The 20679-nt window shown below is 70.8% G+C and carries 21 protein-coding genes; 10 read left to right on the forward strand and 11 right to left on the reverse strand.

Annotation, left to right across the window (positions count from 1 at the left end):
- The first annotated feature begins 186 nt into the window (after positions 1-186).
- Positions 187-1047 (forward strand): hypothetical protein, encoded by an 861-nt coding sequence (locus VFQ84_RS02605; protein WP_325128928.1) that lies wholly within the window; start codon positions 187-189, stop codon positions 1045-1047.
- Between the two features lie 217 nt (positions 1048-1264).
- Positions 1265-2434 carry a VCBS repeat-containing protein gene (locus VFQ84_RS02610; RefSeq protein WP_325128930.1) on the forward strand — a complete coding sequence of 390 codons (1170 nt, stop codon included), beginning with the start codon at positions 1265-1267 and terminating at the stop codon, positions 2432-2434.
- A gap of 49 nt (positions 2435-2483) precedes the next feature.
- On the opposite strand, the gene VFQ84_RS02615 is transcribed toward VFQ84_RS02610, so the two are convergent.
- On the reverse strand, positions 2484-2849 hold the full coding sequence (locus VFQ84_RS02615; RefSeq protein WP_325128932.1) for a hypothetical protein: 366 nt from the start codon (positions 2847-2849) through the stop codon (positions 2484-2486).
- The gene (locus VFQ84_RS02620; protein WP_325128934.1) at positions 2846-3817 is read right to left on the reverse strand and encodes a helix-turn-helix transcriptional regulator; all 972 of its coding nucleotides are present in this window, start codon (positions 3815-3817) and stop codon (positions 2846-2848) included. The genes VFQ84_RS02615 and VFQ84_RS02620 overlap by 4 nt, the downstream gene beginning before the upstream one ends.
- A 79-nt stretch (positions 3818-3896) precedes the next feature.
- On the opposite strand from VFQ84_RS02620, the gene VFQ84_RS02625 reads away from it, so the two are divergent.
- The 3 genes from VFQ84_RS02625 to VFQ84_RS02635 all read left to right on the forward strand — a co-directional run bounded on the left by VFQ84_RS02625 (position 3897) and on the right by VFQ84_RS02635 (position 6132).
- On the forward strand, positions 3897-4523 hold the full coding sequence (locus tag VFQ84_RS02625) for a glutathione S-transferase (RefSeq protein WP_325128935.1): 627 nt from the start codon (positions 3897-3899) through the stop codon (positions 4521-4523).
- Positions 4524-4644: 121 nt separating this feature from the next.
- Positions 4645-5016, forward strand: coding sequence for a VOC family protein (locus VFQ84_RS02630; protein ID WP_325128937.1), 372 nt, complete (start codon positions 4645-4647; stop codon positions 5014-5016).
- Between the two features lie 99 nt (positions 5017-5115).
- On the forward strand, positions 5116-6132 hold the full coding sequence (locus VFQ84_RS02635) for a sigma-70 family RNA polymerase sigma factor (RefSeq protein WP_325128939.1): 1017 nt from the start codon (positions 5116-5118) through the stop codon (positions 6130-6132).
- A 26-nt stretch (positions 6133-6158) separates the two neighbouring features.
- Here the strand turns inward: VFQ84_RS02635 and VFQ84_RS02640 are convergent, their stop codons facing one another.
- On the reverse strand, positions 6159-6674 hold the full coding sequence (locus tag VFQ84_RS02640; protein WP_325128941.1) for a hypothetical protein: 516 nt from the start codon (positions 6672-6674) through the stop codon (positions 6159-6161).
- A 180-nt stretch (positions 6675-6854) separates the two neighbouring features.
- Between VFQ84_RS02640 and VFQ84_RS02645 the strand changes: the two genes are divergently transcribed.
- Positions 6855-8246 carry a sigma-54 dependent transcriptional regulator gene (locus tag VFQ84_RS02645; RefSeq protein WP_325128944.1) on the forward strand — a complete coding sequence of 464 codons (1392 nt, stop codon included), beginning with the start codon at positions 6855-6857 and terminating at the stop codon, positions 8244-8246.
- On the forward strand, positions 8230-8724 hold the full coding sequence (locus VFQ84_RS02650) for a hypothetical protein (RefSeq protein ID WP_325128946.1): 495 nt from the start codon (positions 8230-8232) through the stop codon (positions 8722-8724). The genes VFQ84_RS02645 and VFQ84_RS02650 overlap by 17 nt, the downstream gene beginning before the upstream one ends.
- Before the next feature lie 23 nt (positions 8725-8747).
- Here VFQ84_RS02650 and VFQ84_RS02655 read toward each other — a convergent pair whose 3' ends face one another.
- Entirely contained in the window at positions 8748-9704 is a 957-nt protein-coding gene (locus VFQ84_RS02655) for an RES family NAD+ phosphorylase (protein WP_325128948.1), read from the reverse strand.
- A gap of 215 nt (positions 9705-9919) precedes the next feature.
- Here VFQ84_RS02655 and VFQ84_RS02660 point away from each other — a divergent pair, with 215 nt between their 5' ends.
- On the forward strand, positions 9920-11947 hold the full coding sequence (locus VFQ84_RS02660; RefSeq protein ID WP_325128950.1) for an amidohydrolase family protein: 2028 nt from the start codon (positions 9920-9922) through the stop codon (positions 11945-11947).
- A gap of 84 nt (positions 11948-12031) precedes the next feature.
- The gene (locus VFQ84_RS02665; RefSeq protein WP_325128952.1) at positions 12032-13471 is read left to right on the forward strand and encodes a protein adenylyltransferase SelO; all 1440 of its coding nucleotides are present in this window, start codon (positions 12032-12034) and stop codon (positions 13469-13471) included.
- 18 nt (positions 13472-13489) lie between these two features.
- Here the strand turns inward: VFQ84_RS02665 and VFQ84_RS02670 are convergent, their stop codons facing one another.
- The 4 genes from VFQ84_RS02670 to VFQ84_RS02685 form a co-directional block, all read right to left on the reverse strand.
- Positions 13490-14251 (reverse strand): ABC transporter permease, encoded by a 762-nt coding sequence (locus tag VFQ84_RS02670; protein ID WP_325129086.1) that lies wholly within the window; start codon positions 14249-14251, stop codon positions 13490-13492.
- Between the two features lie 8 nt (positions 14252-14259).
- A complete protein-coding gene (locus VFQ84_RS02675; protein ID WP_325128954.1) occupies positions 14260-15201 on the reverse strand; it encodes an ABC transporter ATP-binding protein in 942 nt (313 codons plus the stop codon).
- Between the two features lie 63 nt (positions 15202-15264).
- On the reverse strand, positions 15265-16311 hold the full coding sequence (locus VFQ84_RS02680; protein ID WP_325128956.1) for a GGDEF domain-containing protein: 1047 nt from the start codon (positions 16309-16311) through the stop codon (positions 15265-15267).
- Between the two features lie 187 nt (positions 16312-16498).
- Positions 16499-16744: a DUF3297 family protein gene (locus tag VFQ84_RS02685; RefSeq protein WP_325128958.1), complete on the reverse strand. Its 246-nt coding sequence runs from the start codon at positions 16742-16744 to the stop codon at positions 16499-16501.
- 263 nt (positions 16745-17007) lie between these two features.
- On the opposite strand from VFQ84_RS02685, the gene VFQ84_RS02690 reads away from it, so the two are divergent.
- The gene (locus VFQ84_RS02690; RefSeq protein WP_325128960.1) at positions 17008-17388 is read left to right on the forward strand and encodes an HU family DNA-binding protein; all 381 of its coding nucleotides are present in this window, start codon (positions 17008-17010) and stop codon (positions 17386-17388) included.
- Positions 17389-17469: 81 nt separating this feature from the next.
- On the opposite strand, the gene VFQ84_RS02695 is transcribed toward VFQ84_RS02690, so the two are convergent.
- The 3 genes from VFQ84_RS02695 to VFQ84_RS02705 all read right to left on the reverse strand — a co-directional run bounded on the left by VFQ84_RS02695 (position 17470) and on the right by VFQ84_RS02705 (position 20522).
- Complete coding sequence (locus tag VFQ84_RS02695) at positions 17470-17991, reverse strand: GNAT family N-acetyltransferase (RefSeq protein ID WP_325128962.1); 522 nt, start codon at positions 17989-17991, stop codon at positions 17470-17472.
- A gap of 85 nt (positions 17992-18076) precedes the next feature.
- Positions 18077-18340, reverse strand: coding sequence for a hypothetical protein (locus VFQ84_RS02700; RefSeq protein WP_325128964.1), 264 nt, complete (start codon positions 18338-18340; stop codon positions 18077-18079).
- A gap of 316 nt (positions 18341-18656) precedes the next feature.
- Positions 18657-20522 carry a GGDEF domain-containing protein gene (locus tag VFQ84_RS02705; protein ID WP_325128966.1) on the reverse strand — a complete coding sequence of 622 codons (1866 nt, stop codon included), beginning with the start codon at positions 20520-20522 and terminating at the stop codon, positions 18657-18659.
- Positions 20523-20679: the final 157 nt, after the last annotated feature.

Genomic DNA, 20679 nt, shown 5'->3' on the forward strand with positions numbered 1-20679 from the left:
GCCCTACGCTGCCTCTGCTCTGCCGGGCAGCGTGCCAGACGCCTTCAGGTCCAACGTAGCAGATTTCGGCTTCCAGCCTCAGTCTCGTGGGGTTGGCAATAATAGATTTGAGAAATTCTCAGCACCGAAGGGTCAGCCGTCCGGTTGCGCTAGCATTCCCCCAATGCCCGCAGCCCGGATTGCCTGATGCGACGCTTTTTGTTTTCCAGCCTGTTCCTCGCCTGCACCCTGGTTCACGCCGATTGCGGCGACGCATCATTCGCCCGTCCGCTGGAGGGGATGCAGAAGGTCCCAACCTGCGAGACCAATGGCAAGGACTGCGTCAGCTCTGCCTACGCGGTGCACAAGTTCTCAGAGGCGATACCCGACGATCCGACGGTAATGACCGTGACCGCACAAGGTAGCCCGTGGCGGATTTATGGCCCCGGGAATCGCATCCTCCGAATCGATGAGCTGGCCGGCATCCTGCGCGATGCACGGAGTGAGGGTGAGTCGAAGGTCGTGCTGATGACGTCCTGGTCCGGCGTTTCGCCCTCGCCAGGCGTCGCTTCGCTGGCTGACCAGGTGTCCAGGGCGCTCGATGGCTTCCCGGTCGAAGGCCAGGACGGTTTCCTTTGGATTTCCTCCAAGGGCGAGACCCGTACCACGCATCAGGCGTTCACTGCCCGGGATGGCAACGGCAGCTACGGCGTGGCCGCCGACGGCGAGGTGTTCGTGCCGCTGGCGGCGGGTTGGGTGGCCCAGGTTGTCGACCAGGCTGTCGGCGATGTCGACCCGGAGTATCTGGTGGAAGCCGGCGTGGGCTGGGATGCGTTCATGCTCTGTCCGTCCAGCGCCCTGGCGATGTTCGAGCGGGCGGGGCGGTCGGGTTCGGCGGTGGGTTCTTACAATGCGGCGCAGATGCTGCTGGCCCGCGGCCAGGCGGGCGATCGTGACGCGGCGATACGTTGGCTGAGGCAGGCGGCCGTCGCTGGCGATAAGCCGGCCGCGGAACAGTTGGCGTCGCTCGCCGCGGAGGCTGACGCGCCGGCCCCAAAGGCCAATTGAAGGACATTCCGCGTTTCCTCACTGGCACGGGCGGCTACGTCTACGTCGAGAGTTGATTCCAAATTGGCCAGGGGAAAGCCAGCCGGGCTGGCGCAACACGAATGGGTTTTGTCCGCTGACGGCCACCCTCGCCGTTGCCCTGCGCAACCCCGGCCAATCGGGCAGACTGCTGCCAGATCCGCCGTCGCGGACCAACCGCCCATCGGGAGCAAGCATGATGTCCAGCAAGCTCGGCCCCGCCAGCGGGGTGGCGACACTGCTGCTCCTGACCGGCTGCCTGTGCGCCCCTTCCCGGCCCGTGCCGGCAGCCCAGGCGCCGGCCTTCAACTTCGACCGCTTCGTCTATCTCGAGGAGGTCGCCGAGAACACGGCCAACGCCAGCCTCGGCGACCTGGACGGCGATGGTGATCCGGATATCGTGCTGGCCAAGGGGCGCCATTGGCCGCAGCGCGACCTGGTGCTGTTGAACGACGGGCAGGGCGACTTCGGCGAACGGCACGCGCTGGGCACGCTGGCGGAGCGGACCTATACCGCCGCTCTGGCGGACCTGGATGGCGACAAAGACCTGGACCTCGTGGTGGGCAACGACCGGCCGGATGCCAAACGGGTCTACCTCAACGACGGGAAAGGCCAGTTCACGGTCGGCGGCACGTTCGGAAACCCGGAGTGGTCGACCCGCAACGTCACCGTGGCCGACCTGGATGGCGACGCGCGGCCCGACATCATCGTGGCCAACCGGGGCGGACCGGACAGGCTCTGCGAGAACGTCATCTGCGACAACGACGGCCAGGGCCGTTTCCCGTCCTGCCGCCCGCTCTCGCGCGACTCGGCCACCACCATTGCCGCCGCCGACATGGACGGCGACGGCAGCATCGACCTGATCGTCCCGCACCAGGACCCTGGCCAGAGCTACCTGTTCCTCAATGATGGCCACGGCCAATTCGCGGCGAAGCAAGCCATCGGCCCGGCCGATGCGGCCACCCGTGCCGTGGCGACGGGCGATCTCAATGGTGACGGCCGCCTCGACCTGGTCATGGGCGACGAGCTGCGGGGTGGCGCGCACGTTTATTTCAACGAGGGCGAGGGGCAGTTCTCCGCCCCCGTGTCGCTGGATGTCGACCAGCACAGTGTGTATTCGATCGCGGTGGCCGACCTCAACCGGGACGGCCGACTGGACGTGGTGCTTGGCAACGACAGCACCCCGAGTCTGGTGCTGATCAACGAGGGTGACGGCCGACGCTACACCGCCACGCCGCTCGCGGCAGTCGATGGCGCGGTCTACGGCCTGGCTGTTGGCGACCTCACCGGCGACGGCTGCGCCGATATCGTCGCCGCGCGTTCCAATGCCCGGAGCATTCTCTACATCAACGCCTGCGCGGGTCGGTGAACCGCGATCGAAGCGATTCAGAGCAGGCCAGGGACGTTGGCGGCTCTTCTCAGCGCAGGCTGGCGTGCAGTCCCCAAGTCGCGGCCAAGGCTGTTCCGACCAGGACGCCGGTGACAAACCACCCTGGGAAGTCGCCGCCCATGTTCCACGCAGCCCAGACGGACGCGGCAAACAAAAGGCCGCCCAAGGCCAGTGCAAGGCCGCGCGGCCAAAGCGGCGACCATCGCGCTACAGAAAAGACCGCAACCCATGCCGATAGCAGCAGCCAGCCAAGGTCCCAGGCCAGGCGCGGCGTGCCGCCAGGGGGCAGGCGCAGCGCGGCGGCCAGTTCGCCACCGATCCAGTTGATGGCCGGCACGCTGGCCAGCGCAGCCGCCACGAGCAGAAGCGAAAGTACTAGCCGCCGAAACGTCATGGCGCCACCCGCGCGCCGTCGCGGCTGAACACAGACGACATCCGCGCCAGGATCCGCCCGATATCCGATGCCACGGCATCGGCATCCACCACCTCCACGGCACGGTCGATCATCAGCACCTGGGCCAACAGGCCTTCCGGCGTCTCGGCGCCCATGCGCAGCAAACTGTGGGTGGTTGTCTCGGGTTCGATCACGCCGCACCAAAGCGGCAGCGCCGCCTGGAGCTCCTCGAGGCTGCCTTGAAGCCGCAGCGTGATGCGGCAGGCGAACGGCGCGTAGGCGATACCGCGCTCCAATCGCGCGGCCACGTCCGGCGGGACGGGCCGGGGCGCGAACAGGTCGCCGAGCTGCAGGCCGCCCTCGATGCGATCGATGCGGAAGCTGCGCCAGTCCTCGCGTTCGATATCCCAAGCGATCAGGTACCAGCGGCGGCCGTAGTTGGCCAGTCGCTGCGGCTGCACGTGGCGCGCCGTGGTCTCGCCCGCGTGCTTGCGATAGCTGAAGCGCAGCGCGCGGCCGTCGCGGCAGGCGGTGGCCAGTTCGCTGAGCAGGCCGGCGTCCACCAGCGGCGTGCCGGTGCGCAGCGACAGCGTGACCGCATGCAGGGCGGTGGCGCGACGGCGCAGCCTTTGCGGCATCAGCTGGTCGAGTTTGCCCATCAGCTGCAGCGACGTCGCCTCGATGCCGCCGACGCTGGCGCTGGCGGCGCGCAGGGCGATGGCCAGCGCCACGGCTTCGTCGTCGTCGAGCATCAGCGGCGGCAGCGCCGCGCCGCGGCCCAGGGCGTAGCCGCCGCCGACGCCGGACGAGGCTTCGACCGGATAGCCGAGTTCACGCAGGCGCTCGACGTCGCGGCGCAGCGTGCGCGCCTCCACGTCCAGCGCGTCGGCCAGGGCTGCGCCGGGCCAGTGCCGCCGCGACTGCAGCAGGCTGGCCAGGCGAAGCAGGCGGGCGGAGGTGGATAGCATGGGCCGAGCCTATCGAGGACAGTAACTGTCCGCAATCTCGGATACCTTGCCCGAACCTGCCGCCCACCGAGGACCCGCCATGATCACGCTCTACCACAACCCCCAGTCCCGCTCCTCCGGCTCACGCGTCCTGCTCGAGGCGCTGGGCGTGGACTATGCCGTGGTGCCGCTGTCGTTCAAGGCAGGCGAAACCCGCACGCCCGAATTCCTTGCCATCAACCCGCTGGGCAAGCTGCCGACCCTGGTGCACGACGGGGCGGTGGTCACCGAACAGGTCGCGATCACGATCTACCTCGCCGATCGTTTCCCCGCCGCCGGCCTGGCGCCGGCCTTCGACCACCCGCTGCGCGGACCCTACCTGCGCTGGCTGGCCTTCTACGGCGCCTGCTTCGAGCCCGCACTGGTGGACCACGCCTACAAGCGCGCGCCGCTGGAATCGAGCGGCTCCCCGTACGGCGATTACGACACCGTGATCCAGGTACTGGTGGACCAGCTCTCGCGCGGCGACTACCTGCTGGGCGACACCCTGACCGCCGCCGACCTGCTCTGGGGCACCGCGTTGAAGTGGACCACCGAGTTCGGCATCGTGCCCAGGCTGCCGGCCATCACCGCGTACATGGCGCGCGTGGCCGCGCATCCGGCGGTGGTCCGCGCCGGCGCGCTGGATGCGGCGCTGGCGGCCGAGATGGCGACGGCCTCGGACTGACGCGGGTCCCGTTGCGGCCGGCAGCACGCGGGCGCATCCTGCGGCAGGCGGGCGGTCTGACGATCTTGATTCGCGTGCCGCCCCGGGGCGCCGTCGCCGCCTGGATTCGAAAGGAGTCGCCATGAACCTCGGCAATTTTTCCGTCAGCCTCGCCGTGAAGGACCTCGCGGCCTCGCGCGCCTTCTACGAAGCGCTGGGCTTCACGGCCTTCCACGACCAGTCGCAGCACGGCTGGATGATCCTCAAGAACGGCGACACCGTGATCGGGCTGTTCCAGGGCATGTTCGAAAAGAACATGCTCTGCTTCAACCCGGGCTGGGACAACAACGGCCATGACGTCGATCCTTTCACCGACGTGCGCGAGATCCAGCGCCAGCTCAAGGCGCGTGGCATCACGCCCGTCACCGAGGTCGACGAGTCCACCACCGGCCGCGGCCACTGCATCGTCGTCGACCCCGACGGCAATCCGGTCCTGCTCGACCAGCATCGCTGAGTCCGGCCTCCGGCGCGGGGCGCCGGGGCGGGCCGGCCCCGCATGTCACACTTCCCGCGCCCACTCGTTGTATCGGGTAACACCCACCCGAGCACCGCCATGACCCCCGACCTCCTCGACAGCCTGATCGCCCGCGACCTGCCCGCCGCCCAGCGCGGCGACGCGGTGGCCTATGGCCGGCTGGTCAGCGCCACCCAGCGGATGGTCGCCAGCGTGGCGCTGGCGGTCACCCGCGACGTGCATACCAGCGAAGACATCGCGCAGGAGACCTTCCTCACGGCCTGGCAGCGCATCGGCCAGCTGGGCCACCCGGGCAGCTTCCTGCCCTGGTTGCGGCAGGTCGCGCGCAACCGGGCCATCGACCACGTGCGGGCGCAGCGCTATCGCGAGACGCCGGTCGATCCGGTCGAAACCCTGGCCACCGTCGCCGCGGCGCCGCAGCACGGACCGGCCGAGCAATTCGTCAGCGACCAAGACGCGCGCCATCTCGCCCAGGCCCTGGACGAGATCCCCGAGACCAGTCGCGACGTGCTGCTGCTGTACTACCGCGAAGGCGAGGACACGCGCGAAGTCGCGGCCCTGCTGGGCCTGACCGAGGCGGCGGTGCGCAAGCGGCTGCAGCGCGGCCGGGACGCGCTGCGCGCCGAATGGCTGCGGCGCTTCGCCGACGCCGCCCGCGGCAGCGCCCCGGGCATGGCGTTCGCCGCCACGGTGGGCGCGGCGGTGGCGGCGATGGCGCCCGCGCAGGCGACCGCCGCCGGACTGGGCCTGGGCGCCGGCGCCGGCAAGCTGGGCCTGGGCGGAAAATCGCTGCTGGCGGTCTTGGGCGCGCTGGCGGCGGCCATCGGCGTGGTCGTGGGCGCGGTGTGGCTCGAGACCCGCTACTACCTGCGCCGCGCCCGCTCCGCCGCCGTGCGCCGCGCGATCGTGCACAACGGCGTCCTCTACGCCGCGCTGCTCGCCAGCTACATCGGCCTGCTGGCCTGGGTGCGGCACGCGCACTGGAGCCCGAACCAGATCCTGGCGCTGGCGGTCGTCTATGTCGTGCTGATCTCGCTGGTCACGGTCGAGCGCCGCAAGCACATGCGCAAGACCCGGCGCGACCACGAAGACTGAGGTCCGGCGCGCCGCAGCGCGTCGCTTCAGTGCGCGCCCGGAGTATGGCGCGCCACCACACGGCCGAGCACGTCGCGCGACGGTCGCGGACCCGATGCCGGGCGACTGCCCAGCCCTGACTTGAGCTCGTGCAGCTCGTCGCGGGCCTCCTCGATCTCGGGCAGGTGGGTCGCGGCCAGTTCGCGCAGGGTCGTCGGCTGGTCCTTGCCGATGGCGTCGCGGAAGGCGCGCAGCAGGCGCAGCTCCTGGGCGTCGAGGGCGGTGAGCATTGCGCGGTCGGGGCCGTGGGCGAGGGTGGCCGGCAGCCCGAGGCAGGCGTGGCGCCACGCCGCCAGCCAACTGCCGTCTTCCGGCACCGGATGCGGAGGGCCGACAACGCCGCTTGCAAGGTCAGCCGCGATGTCGGCCTTGAGCCGGCGGATGCGGTGGAACAGCTGCACCCGCGACGGGTGGTGGCTGCGTTCGGCGGCCAGGTACAGGTAGTCCATGCCGTCATGCAGGGCTTCGACCAGTTCGGACAGGGTGGCGGTGGGCGTGCGCATCGGCGGTCTCCTCGGGGGCGGTGGGTGGTGGGTGTCGGGCAAGGACGGTGCCAACGACGGGGGGCGGGGGAAGAAATTTCACTCCGGTGTAATCCGGGAAGTCCCCGGGAAAATCGGTGAACGGAACGCCATCCCAGCGGTTAGTCTTGGCAAGGACTGCCACTCGGGGGGGTGGACATCATGGTTGACCGTACTGCTTTGCTGATCGTCGACGACGACGTGGGATTCGTGAGGGCCGCCGCCGAAATCGCACGCGCGCTGGACTTCGACGTCGTCATCGCCGGGTCCGTCGCACAGGCCCTGGCCCGCATCCGCGAAACCGCCTTCGACGTCGCCCTGGTCGACCTCTCGCTGCCCGACGGCTCCGGCCTCGAGCTGCTCGAACACGTCGATCTCGGCGGCCGCACGCAGGTGATCCTGATCACCGGCAATCCCACGGTGGAATCGGCGCTCAAGGCCATGCACCTGCCGATCGTCGACTACGTGGTGAAGCCGCTGCAGGTGGCGCGCTTCCGCCAGCTGCTGCAGACCGCCGCGCCGCGCCTGCCGGCGCCGGAGCCGGCGCTGGGCGATCCCTGGCACGGCATCGCCGGTTCGTCGGCGGCCATGGAAGCCGTGCGCCAGCAGGTGCGACGGGTCGCGCCCACCGACGCCTCGGTGTTCATCGAGGGCGAAAGCGGCGTCGGCAAGGAGCTGGTGGCCGCCGCCATCCATGCCGAGAGCGGTCGCCACGGCGCGTTCGTCGCCATCAACTGCGGCGCGGTGCCGGCCGACCTGCTCACCAGCCAGCTGTTCGGCCACGAGCGCGGCAGCTTCACCGGCGCGGCCTCGCGCCACGTCGGCCTGTTCGAGCAGGCCGAGGGCGGCACCCTTTTCCTCGACGAGCTCAGCGAGATGCCCGTGCACCTGCAGGTGCACCTGCTGCGCGCGCTCGAAACCCGGCAGATCCGCCGGGTCGGCGGCAGCGAGGACATCGACGTGGACGTGCGCATCGTCTCGGCCACCAACCGCCCGCACGCCGACGCCATCGACTCCGGCCGGCTGCGCGAGGACCTCTACTACCGGCTCGCCGAGTTCCCGATGTCCCTGCCGCCGCTGCGCGACCGCCCGGCCGACATCCTCCCCATCGCCACGCTGTTCCTGAAGCGCCTCAACGATCGCTACGGCAGCCGCCGCACCCTCACCCGCGAAGGCGCCGACCTGCTGCAGCGCTACCGCTGGCCCGGCAACATCCGCGAGCTCAAGAACATCATCCAGCGCGCCTACATCCTGGCCGAGTCGGACCGGGTCACGCCCAGCCTGCCGCTGGACGACGTGCGCCCGGTGGCCGAGACCGCCAGCACCATCACCTTCGTGGTCGGCACGCCGATGCACGAGATCGAGCGGCGCATGCTGTTCAAGACCCTGGCCTATTTCGACAACAACAAGGCCAAGGCGGCGCAGGTGCTGGGCATCACCACCAAGACCATCTACAACCGGCTGAGCAGCTACAAGGCGGCGTCCGCGCCGCCCGACGAGGCGCTGGGCGCCGACGACGCCGACGTGGAGGCCTCCGATGGAAACCACGCCTGAGATGGGCTTCCTGTTCCCGCCGCCGATGCTGGCCTGGCTCGAGGCCAAGGGCTGCGAGGACATCGAGCTGGTCGCGCCCTCGGCCGCCGCGGCGGGGGGCGTGCAGTGCGTGGAATTCGACCTGGACATGGGCTCTGCTCCCGGGGCTTCCGCCGTGCTGTGCCTGCGCATGCGTGATCCGGCGGCGCTGTCGCTGCACGACCGGCTGGTGCTGGCCGACTACCTGGCCGCCTTGCGCCCCTTCCTGGAGCAGGCGCCGCCGAAAGGCGCCCGGGCCTGGGTGACGCTGCCGGGATCGACCGTGGTCGAGGTCGAACACCAGCTGCGCAACCACCTCAATTCCCTGTTCATGAATGCCGGCGTGCTGGGCCTGCGCTGCGAGGACCGGACCGACATCGAACCCATCCTCGACCAGATGGAGTCCGACGCCGTCGGCTGCCTGGACCAGATGCGGCGGCTGTTCCCGCCGCCGCCCTGACCCGGCGGCCGTGGCGCCGCGGCTCAGTGGCTGCGGCGACGGCGGTCCATGTCCAGCGGCAGGGCGTCCATGCGCTGCAGCAGCCCGAAGTCGGGGTGGGCCGGGTTCGCCAGCAGGTTGAATTCCCCCGGGCACAGTGCGCTGGGCACGCGCAGCAGGGCCGAGTGCTGTTCCTCGCGCCAGCGCTCGATGCGCTCGCGCAGGTCGCGGTCCAGCGCGCGCCGCGTCTTGGTGCCGGTGTCGAGCGTGCGCAGCAGGTTGGGCGGGAAGGCCAGCCGCAGCAGCAGGCGGTCTTCCTCGTCCACGAAGCTGTACAGGCTCACGGCATCGAGCACCGCCAGCGCCGGGCTCATCGCCAGCGACAGCACCGGCGAATCCCCCGACACCCAGCGCGCCTGGCCGCGCGTGCGCCACTCCTCGGGGCGCTTGCCGGCCATCGACTCGCGCAGCACCACGTAGGCGGGCACCAGCTCGAGGTCGACGCGCAGGCTGTCCTCGTCCTCCTCGACGTAGGCATCGGCGTCGCCGGCCGCGGCGGTGTGCGCCGCGATTGCTTCGTCCAGGCCTTCCGGCATCAGCTTGTCGCCGGACAGGAAGGTCCAGGCATCCATGATCAGCCGGCGCGCGCTGCTCCAATCGAGCCGGGACAGGCTGCGCAGGTCGCTCCACTGCAGCTCCAGCTCCCATTCCAGGCTCGGGTCCATGGCGGTGCCGTAGGCGGCGTGCGACAGGCAGGCGAGCGCATAGGCCGGGGCCACGTCGCGCCAGGCCAGGCTGTCGTCGTGCAGCCGCCGGAAATGCCAGCGGGCGAACTCGGCGTAGCCGGGCGGCACCCGGGTCATGGCCTGGTAGGGCAGGAACTTGGCGACGAAGGCCGATTCGAGCGACAGCACGTCCTGCATGGCGCGCTCGAGGCACTCGGACGACGGCGGCGGGGGCACGGCGGACGGGGCGTGCTGGGCTTGCGGCGAGGTCAACATGGCGGTGGGCTCCGGGGCGCGAGGGAGTTCGCGATTCCCGGTAAGCGCTGCACGAAGCTTGCCAAGCCGAAAACCCTTGTTTTTCGCGGGTTCCGAGGCGCCGGGGCGGGAAACGGCTTCCGCCGGCGGTGAAAAACTACACGGTGCCGGCCCCGCTTGTATCGCCCGCCCGCATGACCGACAGTGGCCCCACCCTGGGGAAAAGGATGCACGCCATGCGTTTGTTCGCCGCTGTCGCCGGACTCTGCCTGCTGTCGAACGCGGCCTTCGCCGCCGACGGCCAGGAGCACTTCACCGTGGTCACCGGCGGCAACGCGGTGGGCCACCTGGTCGCCACCACGCAGGGCGACCGCGTCGCCATCGACTACGACGTCAAGAACAACGGCCGCGGCCCGACCATCGCCGAGACCCTCACCCTGGGCGAGGACGGCCTGCCGGTCGCCTGGACGGTCACCGGCAGCACCACCTTCGGCAGCAAGGTCGACGAGACCTTCGCGCTGGCCGACGGCGAGGCCACCTGGAAGGACGCGGTGGGCCCGGGCCGCCAGGCGCTGTCGGCGCCCGCGCTCTACATCGGCCAGTCCGCCAGCCCGTGGTCGCTGGGGCTGTACGCGCGCGTGCTGCTGGCGGACGCCGATCGCAGCATCGCCGCGCTGCCGGCCGGCGAAGTCCGCCTGGCGCCGGGCGAGCCGCTGCAGGTGGGCATCGGCAAGGACCGCATCACGGTGCGGACCTACACGGTGTCGGGCCTGGATCTGAATCCCGAATACGTGCAGTTGGACGAGACCGGCGCGCTGTTCGCCGTGATCTCGTCGGGCTCGGTGGTCGTGCGCAAGGGCTACGAGGCCGAGGAGGCGCGGCTGCGCAAGCTGGCCGCCGAGCTCGGCGAGGCCCGGCTGGAAGCGCTGCAGGCGCGCACCGCGCATCGCTACGGGGCGCCGGTGCGCTTCCACGACGTGCGCGTGTTCGACCCGGCCACGCTGTCGCTGTCCGAGCGCGTCAGCGTCGTCATCAACGGCCGCCATATCGCCAGCGTGCAGCCGCTCGACGCCAAGCCCTCGCCGGGCGAGGTCCGCATCGACGGCGAGGGCGGCACCCTGGTCGCCGGCCTGCACGAGATGCACTCGCACACGGGGCAGGGCGGCGCCATCCTCAACGTCGCCGCCGGCGTCACCACCGTGCGCGACATGGGCAACAACAACGCCGTGCTCGACGACCTGGTGGCCAGCATCGAGTCCGGCCGCATCGCCGGGCCGCGCGTGCACCGCAGCGGCTTCATCGAGGGGCGCAGCCCGTACAACTCCAACAACGGCATGCTGGTCGGCAGCCAGGCCGAGGCGCTGGACGCGGTGCGCTGGTACGCCGCGCGCGGCTTCCACCAGGTCAAGCTCTACAACAGCATGAAGCCCGAATGGTCCGCGGCCGCCGCCGCCGAGGCGCACCGGCTGGGCCTGCGCGTCGCCGGCCACGTGCCGGCGTTCTCCAACGCCGACGCCATGGTCGACGCCGGCTACGACGAGCTCACCCACATCAACCAGATCATGCTGGGCTGGGTGCTGGCGCCCGAGGAAGACACCCGCACCCTGCTGCGCCTGACCGCGCTCAAGCGCCTGGCCACGCTGGACCTGGATTCGGCGCCGGTGCAGGCGACCCTGGACCACATCGCCGCCAAGGGCGTGGCGGTCGAGCCCACCATCGCCATCCACGAGAACCTGCTGCTCAACCAGGACGGCGAGGTGCCGGCCGGCATGGCGGACGTGATCGACCACCTGCCGGTGGGCGCACAGCGCGACGCCAAGCGCGCCTGGGCCGACATGTCGGCGCCCGGCGACGCCGAGGCCTACCGGCTGGCCTACGGCAAGCTGATGGACACCCTGCGCCGGATGAAGGCGCGCGGCATCCTGCTGATCCCGGGCACCGACCTCGGCGGTTCGTTCAACTTCCACCGCGAGCTCGAACTGTTTGGCCAGCTCGGCTACACCCCGGCCGAAGTGCTGAAGCTGGCGACGCTGGACATGGCCGCCTACCTCGGCCAGGACCAGTCCACCGGCTCGATCGCGCGCGGCAAGCTGGCCGACTTCTTCCTGGTGCCCGGCGACCCGACCCGCGACCTGCGCGAGATCAAGCGCATCCGCGCGGTGGTGAAGGACGGCGTGGTCTATTTCCCGGCCGAGATCTACCCCGAGTTCGGCATCAAGCCCTTCGTCGAGGCGCCCAAGGTGAGCGGGGCCGCCAAGCCCTGACCCCGTGGGCGGGTGGCGCCGTGCTTCGGCCCCGCCCGCCCGGCGGCACGCCTCGGCGACGGCAAGCCGCGTAAGCTGCGCGGCATGGACCTGCAGCACAGCTACGCCGCCCTGCCGCCGCACTTCTGGTCGGCCGTCGAACCCACGCCGGTGGCCGCCCCGCGGCTGCTGGCCTGGAACGCGGCGCTGGCCGACGCCCTGGGCCTGGACCCCGCGCTCGAGGCGCGGGCCGCGGCGATCTTCTCGGGCAATGCGCCGCCCGCCCAGGCGCGCCCGATCGCGATGGCTTATGCCGGCCAGCAGTTCGGCCACTTCGTGCCCCAGCTCGGCGACGGCCGCGCGATCCTGCTGGGTGAGGTGACCGACCCGCACGGACGGCGCTTCGACGTGCAGCTCAAGGGCGCCGGCCCCACGCCGTACTCGCGCAACGGCGACGGCCGCGCGGCGATCGGCCCGGTGCTGCGCGAATACCTGGTCAGCGAAGCAATGCATGCGCTGGGCGTGCCCACCACGCGTGCGCTGGCGGCGGTGGCGACCGGCGAGGCGGTGTTCCGCGACGGCGCGCTGCCGGGCGCCGTGCTCACCCGCATCGCGGCCAGCCACGTGCGGGTCGGCACCTTCCAGTTCTTCGCCGCGCGCGAGGACCACGCCGCGCTGCGGCAGCTGGTGTCGTTCGTCATCGATCGCCACTACCCGACGCTGGCCGGGCACGCCAACCCGGCGCTGGCCCTGCTCGAAGCGGTGGTGGGCGCGCAGGCGCGGCTGGTGGCCGCGTGGATGCAGGTCGGCTTCGTGCACGGGGTGATGAACACAGACAACATGGCCGTCTCCGGCGAGACCATCGACTACGGCCCCTGCGCCTTCCTCGACGAATACCACCCGGCCAAGACCTTCAGCTCGATCGACCGCCGCGGCCGCTACGCCTACGGCAACCAGCCGGGCATCGCGCAGTGGAACCTGGCCCGCCTGGCCGAATGCCTGCTGCCGCTGATCGACGACGATGGCGAAGCCGCGGTGGCCTTCGCGCGCGCCGCGATCGAAGGCTTCGCGCCGGCGTATCGGGAACACTGGCTGTCCGGCCAGCGGCGCAAGCTCGGGCTGGCCACCGAAGCCGCGGACGACGAGGCCCTGGCCCGGGATTTCCTCGAAGCGCTGCAGGCGGTGGAGGCGGACTTCACGCTGTCGTACCGCGCGTTGTCCGGGGCCACGCGCGGCGACGAAGGGGGCCTGCCGAAAACCCCGGCGATGGACGCCTGGCTGGCGCGCTGGCGCGAGCGGTTGGCGAGGGAGCCGGGCGAGGCCGCTTCCCGCGCCGCCGCGCTCGATGCCGCCAACCCCGCCGTGATCCCGCGCAACCACCGGGTCGAAGCCGCGCTGGCCGCGGCCGCCGAAGGCGACCTGGCGCCGTTCGAGGCGCTGCTGGCGGCGGTGCGACGGCCGTTCGACGACGGTCCCCCGCAGCGGCCCTTCATGGCTGCGCCGGTGCCCGAAGAGCGTGTCACCCACACCTTCTGCGGCACCTGATCCGGGCGCCGCGGCGGCTCAGCTCTTGAGCCGCCACCCGGTGCGGAAGATCCACCACACCGCCACCAGGCAGGCCACCAGGAAGCCGCAGATCGCCGCGAAGCTCACCACCACGTCCACGTCCGACTGCCCGAAGAAGCTCCAGCGGAAGCCGCTGATCAGGTACACCACCGGATTGAACAGCGCGACCTTCTGCCACACCGGCGGCAGCATGTCGATCGAGTAGAAGGCGCCGCCCAGGAAGGTCAGCGGCGTCATCACCATCAGCGGGATCACCTGCAGCTTCTGGAAGTCGGTGGCCCACAGCCCGATGATGAAGCCGAACAGGCTGAAGCTCAGCGCCGTCAGCAGCAGGAACAGCATCATCGCCAGCGGATGCGCGATCTCGTAGTCGACGAAGAAGCGCGCCGTCACCAGGATCAGCAGCCCCAGCATCACCGACTTGCTGGCCGCGGCGCCGACGTAGCCCAGCACCGCCTCGACCCAGCCCACCGGCGCCGACAGCAGCTCGAAGATGGTGCCGGCCCACTTGGGCATGTAGATGCCGAAGGCCGCGTTCGAGATCGACTCGTTGAGCAGCGACAGCATGATCAGGCCGGGGATGATGAAGGCGCCGTAGCTCACTCCGCCCACTTCGCCCATGCGCGAGCCGATCGCGGCGCCGAACACGATGAAATACAGCGACGTCGTGAGCACCGGCGAGACGATCGATTCGCCCAGGGTGCGGAAGGTGCGCGCCATTTCGAAGCGGTAGATCGCGCGCACCGCGTGCCAGTTCAGTCCGGTGTTCATGCCTGGCCTCCCTTGCCGCGGCTGGACACCAGGTTGACGAAGATCTCCTCGAGCGAACTTTCGCTCGAATGCAGGTCGCGGAAGTCGATGCCGTGGTCGGCCAGCCGGCGCAGCAGGGTGGCGATGCCGGTGCGCTCGCCCTGCACGTCGAAGGTGTAGGTCAGCGTCAGGCCGTCCGCGGACAGCTCCAGCGGCAGCGTGGCGAGCTCGGCCGGGATCCCTGCCAGCGGCTGCTGCAGCTGCAGCGCCAGCTGCTTCTTGCCCAGCTTGCGCATCAGTACGTGCTTGTCCTCCACCACCACCAGTTCGCCGTGGTTGATCACGCCGATGCGGTCGGCCATCTCCTCGGCCTCCTCGATGTAGTGCGTGGTCAGGATGATGGTGGTGCCCTGGTCGCGCAGCTCGCGCACCAGGGTCCACATGTCGCGGCGCAGCTCGACGTCGACGCCGGCGGTGGGTTCGTCCAGGAACAGGATGCGCGGCTCGTGCGCCAGCGCCTTGGCGATCAGCACGCGCCGCTTCATGCCGCCCGAGAGCGCCATGATCTTGCTGTCGCGCTTGTCCCACAGGCTGAGCGCGCGCAGCACCTTCTCCAGGTGCGCGTCGTCGCGCGGCTTGCCGAACAGGCCGCGGCTGAGCCGCACGGTCGCCCACACGGTCTCGAAGGCGTCGGTGCTCAGCTCCTGCGGCACCAGCCCGATCCGGGCGCGGGCCTGGCGGAACTCGCCGACGATGTCGAAGCCATCGGCCAGCACGCTGCCCCGGCTGGCGTTGACGATGCCGCAGATGATGCTGATCAGGGTGGTCTTGCCGGCCCCGTTGGGGCCCAGCAGGGCGAAGATCTCGCCCCGGTGGATGTCCAGGTCGACCGACTTTAGGGCGACGTGGCCCGAGGCGTAGGTCTTGCCGATGCCGCGGATCGAAAGGATCGGGTCCATGCGCGTTCGTTTGGCCTGCAGGGGCGGGCGGCCATCGTACCGCGACCGCCGGGGCCGGCGCGGTCAGCGCGTCGGCAGGCGGGCCACCAGCTGCAGGCGGCGCTCGCCGGGCGGCGGCACCGGATCGTCGAAGCGGACCTGGTCGCGGCCGCTGCGCTTGGCCAGGTAGAGCGCCTGGTCGGCGCGGGCCAGCCAGGCCGGCCAGTCATCACCGGGCGCCAGCATCGCCACGCCGATCGACACCGTCACCGCGCCGTCCGGGCCCACCAGGTGCTCGCGCAGCTCGCGCTGCACCTTGTCCACCGCCGCCCGGGCGCCGTCCCGGTCGGTGGCCGGGAACAGCAGCACGAACTCCTCGCCGCCGAACCGGAACAGGCGGTCGCGCTTGCGGATGCAGTGCTCGACCAGGGGCGCGAAGGCCTGCAGCACCCGGTCGCCGGCGTCGTGGCCGTGCAGGTCGTTGACGCGCTTGAAGTGGTCCAGGTCGATCACCGCCATCGCCGCCGGCTCCCCGGCGTCGTGGTGCGAGCGCAGCACGTCCGCCAGCTCGACCTCCATGCTGCGGCGGTTGGCCACGCCGGTCAGCGGGTCGCGCGTGGCCAGGCCGACCAGGCGCTGGCGCTGGTACTCGGTCAGCGAGGCGAAGATGAGGGCGTAGAGCATCACCAGTGCGGCGCTGACCACGAAGGCCGTGGCCGACATCGCGCTGGCGAAGGGCGCCGTCAGCAGGCCGCCGCCGATGATGGCCAGGCCGCAGCACAGCGCCAGCCAGCGCGGCGCCAGCATGAAGTTGGCCACCAGCACCGTGTAGGCCCAGAACAGCCCCGAGGTGCCCAGCACGCCGCCCAGCACCGCGCAGGTGGCCGAGACCATCACCGCATTGACCGAGCCCGCCAGCAGGGTGCGGCCGGTGATCCAGGCGAAGGTGGCGTTGCCGACCATGGTCACCACCATCAGCGTGTCCACCGTCGCGGCGATCCAGTCGCCCTGCAGCGCCCGGAAGATGGCGAAGGGGATGACGGACATCACCGTGAGGCTGGCGAACAGCAGGATCATGGCGAGCCGGATGTCGGCGCCGATGCGGACGATGAGCTGCGGAACCAGGCGCATGCGGGGCCTCCGGCCGGGGCCTTGCCTGGTGCCCGCCGCGGCCGCTGCCGTGGCGGGGGGCGCTGCGCCCCGGTGTCCCCGTGGTGCCACGATGCGCCCGGAAAACAGCGGTTTCCGAGACGCAATGCCGGATTCCGCGCACCGGCCGGCCGGCGTCAGCCGCGCATGCGCGGGAGCGTGCGGCGGGTCACTGTTCCTGGTCGAGGTACCAGACTTCCACTTCGCCGCTGGTCTTGATGGTCATGGCGTTGCCGTGGCGGTCGAGCGACTTGCCGACCGGCAGCCGCACCCAGCCCTCGCTGATGCAGTACTCCTCGACGTTGTTGCGCTCGACGCCCTTGAAGCGGACGCCGATGCCGCGCGACAGCACGGCTTCGTCGAAGTGGGGGCTGCGCGGGTTGACGCTGAGGCGGTCGGGAGGCGTGTCGCTCATGGCGGGGTCCTTGGAAAACGGGCGCGACATCATAACGGCTCGGCGGGCGCCAGGTCGCCGGGGCCGGTGCCCCGGCCGCGCAGGGCGCCACGCAACACCGCCCCCGGACCGGACGCCGGTATCCCGGGGGACCGGGCAGCCCGTAAAAAAAGCGGTTTTTTGCGATTTTGCACTTGGCGTGGCGCCGGACTTGCCCTACATTCGCGGTGCCGGAGGGATTTCCAGGCACCCCAATCACCCAAGAACCACGGGAACAACTAAAAATGGCTACCAAGAAAGCTGCAAAGAAGAAGGCTGCCCCGAAGGCCGCTGCCAAGCCGTCCGCCCCGAAGCCGATCAAGGAAGCCCTGACCAAGTCGGGCCTGGTTTCGCACATTGCCGAGTCCACCGGCGTCGCCGCCAAGGACGTCCGCGCCGTGATGGGCGCGCTGGAAGGCGCGGTGCACGGTTCGGTCAGCAAGAAGGGCGCGGGTTCGTTCACCCTGCCGGGCCTGCTGAAGATCACCGTCGTCAACGTGCCGGCCAAGGCCAAGCGCAAGGGCATCAACCCGTTCACCAAGGAAGAGCAGTGGTTCGCCGCCAAGCCGGCCTCGGTGAAGGTCAAGGTCCGTCCGCTCAAGAAGCTCAAGGACGCCGCGGCCTGATCGCCGCGTCATCGCGGCGCCGCAAGGCCGCCGCGAAGGCTTCCAGCACGGGGCGGGTCGCGCAAGCGACCCGCCCCGTTCTCATTCATGGCCGGGTGCGGCCAGGGTGAACACCCGCAGCATCTTGCCGTCGAATTCGCGCAGCCCCCATTCGCGCATGCCCAGCTTCTGCAGCACGCGCACCGAGCCGGCGTTGTCGGGGCTGACGATCGCCAGCACCTGCGCCAGCCGCAGCACGCCGAAGGCGTGGCCCAGTACCGCCGCGCCGGCCTCGCTGGCCAGGCCCTGGCCGGCATGGGCGGGCAGGAAGGCATAGCCCAGGTCGGGCTTGGGCAGGCTCTCGCGCCGCACCAGCCCGCTCATGCCGACCGTGGCGCCGTCCGATTTCCGGGTCACCTTCCACAGGCCGAAACCGTTCGCGGCGTAGCTGGCGCAGGGGCCCTCGCGCAGGAAGCGGCGGGCGTCGTCCAGGCTGCGCACGCCGCGGTCGCCAATGTGCTGCAGGAAGCCCTCGGTATTGAGCAGTTCCAGGGCGAAGGCGGCATCGCCCTCGTCGAGTTCGGACAGTCGGAGCCGCGGGGTGTCGATCAGGGTCGGGGCCATGGCGGGAGCCGTGCGGGGACGGCCCATTCAAGCCGGTGCCGGGGGCGCGCTGCAAGCGCGGCCGGCGCCGCCGGAGGCGAAGCGCTCAGGGCCGCGCGAGGGTGACGACTTCGCGGCCATCCTCGACGCTGACCGTGCGCACCATCGGCGGCGTGTCCAGGCGCGCCTTCTGCTGCTGGCCGAAGGACAGGGTCTCGCGGATGACGATGCGGAAGTTCACCGAGGCGCTGGCGCTGACGGGCGCGGTGCTGCCGCTGGCGGGCTGCGCCACCCGCTCCGAGTTGGCCTGGACCTGGCCGGCGGTGCCGGCGAGCAGGGCGATGATCAGCAGGGCGATGGACTTGCGCATGGGGGCGTTCCCTTGTCCGGACCATCCGCGGGGGCTGCGGTGGATCCTTGGAACGCAGTCTAGGAAGGCGCGGCAGGCGTGGATGCGCGCTGTCTCACACTTGCAATCAGTGGGAAATAGCGCACGTTTCAAGGGGTTTTCCGCGCTTGCGCACACTCCATGCAGCGACTGCTTCACAGTTCGCGGGCAATCCGTGCGCTCGATCACGCGACGGGAATGAATGCGGGCTGCATGGCATCGAACGCCACGGCCCGGGACGCGCGGACAGGCGCGGGCGCGCAGGCAGGTAAGAATTTCTCTTGGCCGCTGCCGCTGGTCAGGTCGTGGCGTGCGACACCGCGTCGGCCAGTGCGGACGGCACGTGCACGCAGACGCGGTCGCGGCCCTCGCGCTTGGCCCGGTAAAGCGCATCGTCGGCGCGGGCCAGCAGCTGGTCGAAATCATGGCCGCAGGCATGGCTGCCGGCGACGCCGAAGCTGGCGGTGACGCTGAAGTCGTGACCGGCGCCGCGGCTGTCGATGGCCGCGATCCGCTGCCGGCAGTCGCGCGCCAGGGCCACGGTCGACGCCAGGTCCCGGCCCGCCACGAGCAGCGCGAATTCCTCGCCGCCCAGGCGGCCGACCAGGCCGCCGGCCGGGCAGGCCGCCAGGCAGGCCTCGGCGGCCTGGCGCAGCGTCCAGTCGCCGGCGGCGTGGCCGAAGCGGTCGTTGATCGACTTGAAGTGGTCCAGGTCCAGCATCACCAGCCCGGCCTCGGTGCCGCTGCGCCGGCACTGCTCGAGCAGCGCTTCGGCGCGCAGGGTGAAGTAGTGGCGATTGCTGGCCCCGGTCAGGGCATCGGTCTGCGCCATCGTCCGCAGCGACACCTGCATGCGCTTGACCTTGTAGGCCCAGTAGGCGACCGAGGCGACGGTGAGCGCGAGCAGGCCGATCAGCAGGCGGTTGGCCTCGGCGGTCTTGCGCGCCACCTGGCGCTCGAGCTGCAGCACCTCGTTCTGGCCGTTGAGCAGGGCGATGGTCTGGGTCTTTTGCAGCGACTCGTGGCGCGCCATCTGGTAGGCCAGCTCGCGCGCCTTGACCTGGTCGAGGTAGGCGCGGTCGGCCTCGGCGTACCGGCGGTAGTGTTCGAGCATGGCGGCCTGGTCGCCGCGGAATTCGGCGTTCCGATAGAGCACGTCGTGCGCCTGCACCAGCAGCGGCGACTGGCCGATGCCGCCCGAGTATTCGATGGCGCGCCGGGCGTGGGCGTCGGCGGCCTCGCGCCAGCCCAGCGACTGCTTCAGCCGCGCCAGCGTGGCGTGAACCTCGCCGATCAGCCGCGGGTAGCCGGTGGCTTCGATTTCGGCCAGCCGCTCCTCCAGCAGCGATACGGCCAGCGTCGGCTGCTGGTCGGCGGCCAGCTTGTTGGCCAGCTGCAGGCGGGCGAAGTTGGCCAGCATCACTTCCTTCTGCGACAGGCAGAAGTCGACCACGGACTGGATGTCGGCGACATCGGCGGGCAGCGCGTCCATGAAGTTCAGTGACTCCAGCCGCAGCACGCCGGTGAAGCAGCGCGTGCGGCCCTGCACGCCATCGGCCATCAGCAGGTCGACGTAGTGCACGGCCTGCGGGTACTGGCCCACCTGGTTGTGGATCACGCCGGCCGCGGCCCAGGCGTGGTGGCGCGCATCGCGGTCGTCGGTGGCGTCCACCAGCGGCAGGATCCGGTCCAGGAACACCAGGCCTTCGACGAACTCGCGGGTGGCGGCGCGGCTGCTGACCACCAGGCCGCCCGCGCGCAGCCGGACGGCCGGGTCGCGGGACTGTTCGAACAGGTCGGTGGCGGCGGCGATGGCCAGGTCGAAGCGGCCGGTGTAGCCCAGCCGGTAGGCCTTGAGGTAGGCCAGCTGTTCGCGCTGGGCCGGCGTGGCCTCCTGCACGCGGCCGGTCAGCTCGCCCAGCAGCTGGTCGAAGCGGGCGGGATCGGCGCTGCGCAGCGCCTCGGCCTCGGCCAGGCGCTGGCCGAAGGCGGGCGCGGCGGTGGCCGCGGGGTGGGTCGCGGCGGGGGCGGTCGCAGCGGCGGCGGCCAGCGGCAGGGCCGCCAGCGCCAGCACCAGCAGGCCGGTGGTGCGCCAGGACGCGACGCCGCGCAGGGGCTGCCGTCGGAAGGCGGTGGGGGCGGGCAGGGAACCGGCGGATCGCAAGTCGCACAAGGCCAGGGCGGGACGTGGGGCCGAGCCTAGCCCAGCGACGGCCCGTTGTCGCGGCCGGGGGCCGCGCCGCCGCCCGACCGCGCGACATCGCCGCCGCCGCCCGCGCCGGAGATTGCACGGTGGCGCCTTTGGGGTCATTTTGTCGCCG

Source organism: Arenimonas sp. (assembly GCF_035721105.1).
In the GTDB taxonomy this organism is placed as follows: Bacteria; Pseudomonadota; Gammaproteobacteria; order Xanthomonadales; family Xanthomonadaceae; genus Arenimonas.

Excerpts from the sequence above, each read along its gene's own strand:
- VFQ84_RS02605 (WP_325128928.1), top strand. The coding sequence starts at position 187 with ATGCGACGCTTTTTGTTTTCCAGCCTGTTCCTCGCCTGCACCCTGGTT.
- VFQ84_RS02610 (WP_325128930.1), top strand. The coding sequence starts at position 1,265 with ATGTCCAGCAAGCTCGGCCCCGCCAGCGGGGTGGCGACACTGCTGCTC.
- VFQ84_RS02615 (WP_325128932.1), bottom strand. The coding sequence starts at position 2,849 with ATGACGTTTCGGCGGCTAGTACTTTCGCTTCTGCTCGTGGCGGCTGCG.
- VFQ84_RS02620 (WP_325128934.1), bottom strand. The coding sequence starts at position 3,817 with ATGCTATCCACCTCCGCCCGCCTGCTTCGCCTGGCCAGCCTGCTGCAG.
- VFQ84_RS02625 (WP_325128935.1), top strand. The coding sequence starts at position 3,897 with ATGATCACGCTCTACCACAACCCCCAGTCCCGCTCCTCCGGCTCACGC.
- VFQ84_RS02630 (WP_325128937.1), top strand. The coding sequence starts at position 4,645 with ATGAACCTCGGCAATTTTTCCGTCAGCCTCGCCGTGAAGGACCTCGCG.
- VFQ84_RS02635 (WP_325128939.1), top strand. The coding sequence starts at position 5,116 with ATGACCCCCGACCTCCTCGACAGCCTGATCGCCCGCGACCTGCCCGCC.
- VFQ84_RS02640 (WP_325128941.1), bottom strand. The coding sequence starts at position 6,674 with ATGCGCACGCCCACCGCCACCCTGTCCGAACTGGTCGAAGCCCTGCAT.
- VFQ84_RS02645 (WP_325128944.1), top strand. The coding sequence starts at position 6,855 with ATGGTTGACCGTACTGCTTTGCTGATCGTCGACGACGACGTGGGATTC.
- VFQ84_RS02650 (WP_325128946.1), top strand. The coding sequence starts at position 8,230 with ATGGAAACCACGCCTGAGATGGGCTTCCTGTTCCCGCCGCCGATGCTG.
- VFQ84_RS02655 (WP_325128948.1), bottom strand. The coding sequence starts at position 9,704 with ATGTTGACCTCGCCGCAAGCCCAGCACGCCCCGTCCGCCGTGCCCCCG.
- VFQ84_RS02660 (WP_325128950.1), top strand. The coding sequence starts at position 9,920 with ATGCGTTTGTTCGCCGCTGTCGCCGGACTCTGCCTGCTGTCGAACGCG.
- VFQ84_RS02665 (WP_325128952.1), top strand. The coding sequence starts at position 12,032 with ATGGACCTGCAGCACAGCTACGCCGCCCTGCCGCCGCACTTCTGGTCG.
- VFQ84_RS02675 (WP_325128954.1), bottom strand. The coding sequence starts at position 15,201 with ATGGACCCGATCCTTTCGATCCGCGGCATCGGCAAGACCTACGCCTCG.
- VFQ84_RS02680 (WP_325128956.1), bottom strand. The coding sequence starts at position 16,311 with ATGCGCCTGGTTCCGCAGCTCATCGTCCGCATCGGCGCCGACATCCGG.
- VFQ84_RS02685 (WP_325128958.1), bottom strand. The coding sequence starts at position 16,744 with ATGAGCGACACGCCTCCCGACCGCCTCAGCGTCAACCCGCGCAGCCCC.
- VFQ84_RS02690 (WP_325128960.1), top strand. The coding sequence starts at position 17,008 with ATGGCTACCAAGAAAGCTGCAAAGAAGAAGGCTGCCCCGAAGGCCGCT.
- VFQ84_RS02695 (WP_325128962.1), bottom strand. The coding sequence starts at position 17,991 with ATGGCCCCGACCCTGATCGACACCCCGCGGCTCCGACTGTCCGAACTC.
- VFQ84_RS02700 (WP_325128964.1), bottom strand. The coding sequence starts at position 18,340 with ATGCGCAAGTCCATCGCCCTGCTGATCATCGCCCTGCTCGCCGGCACC.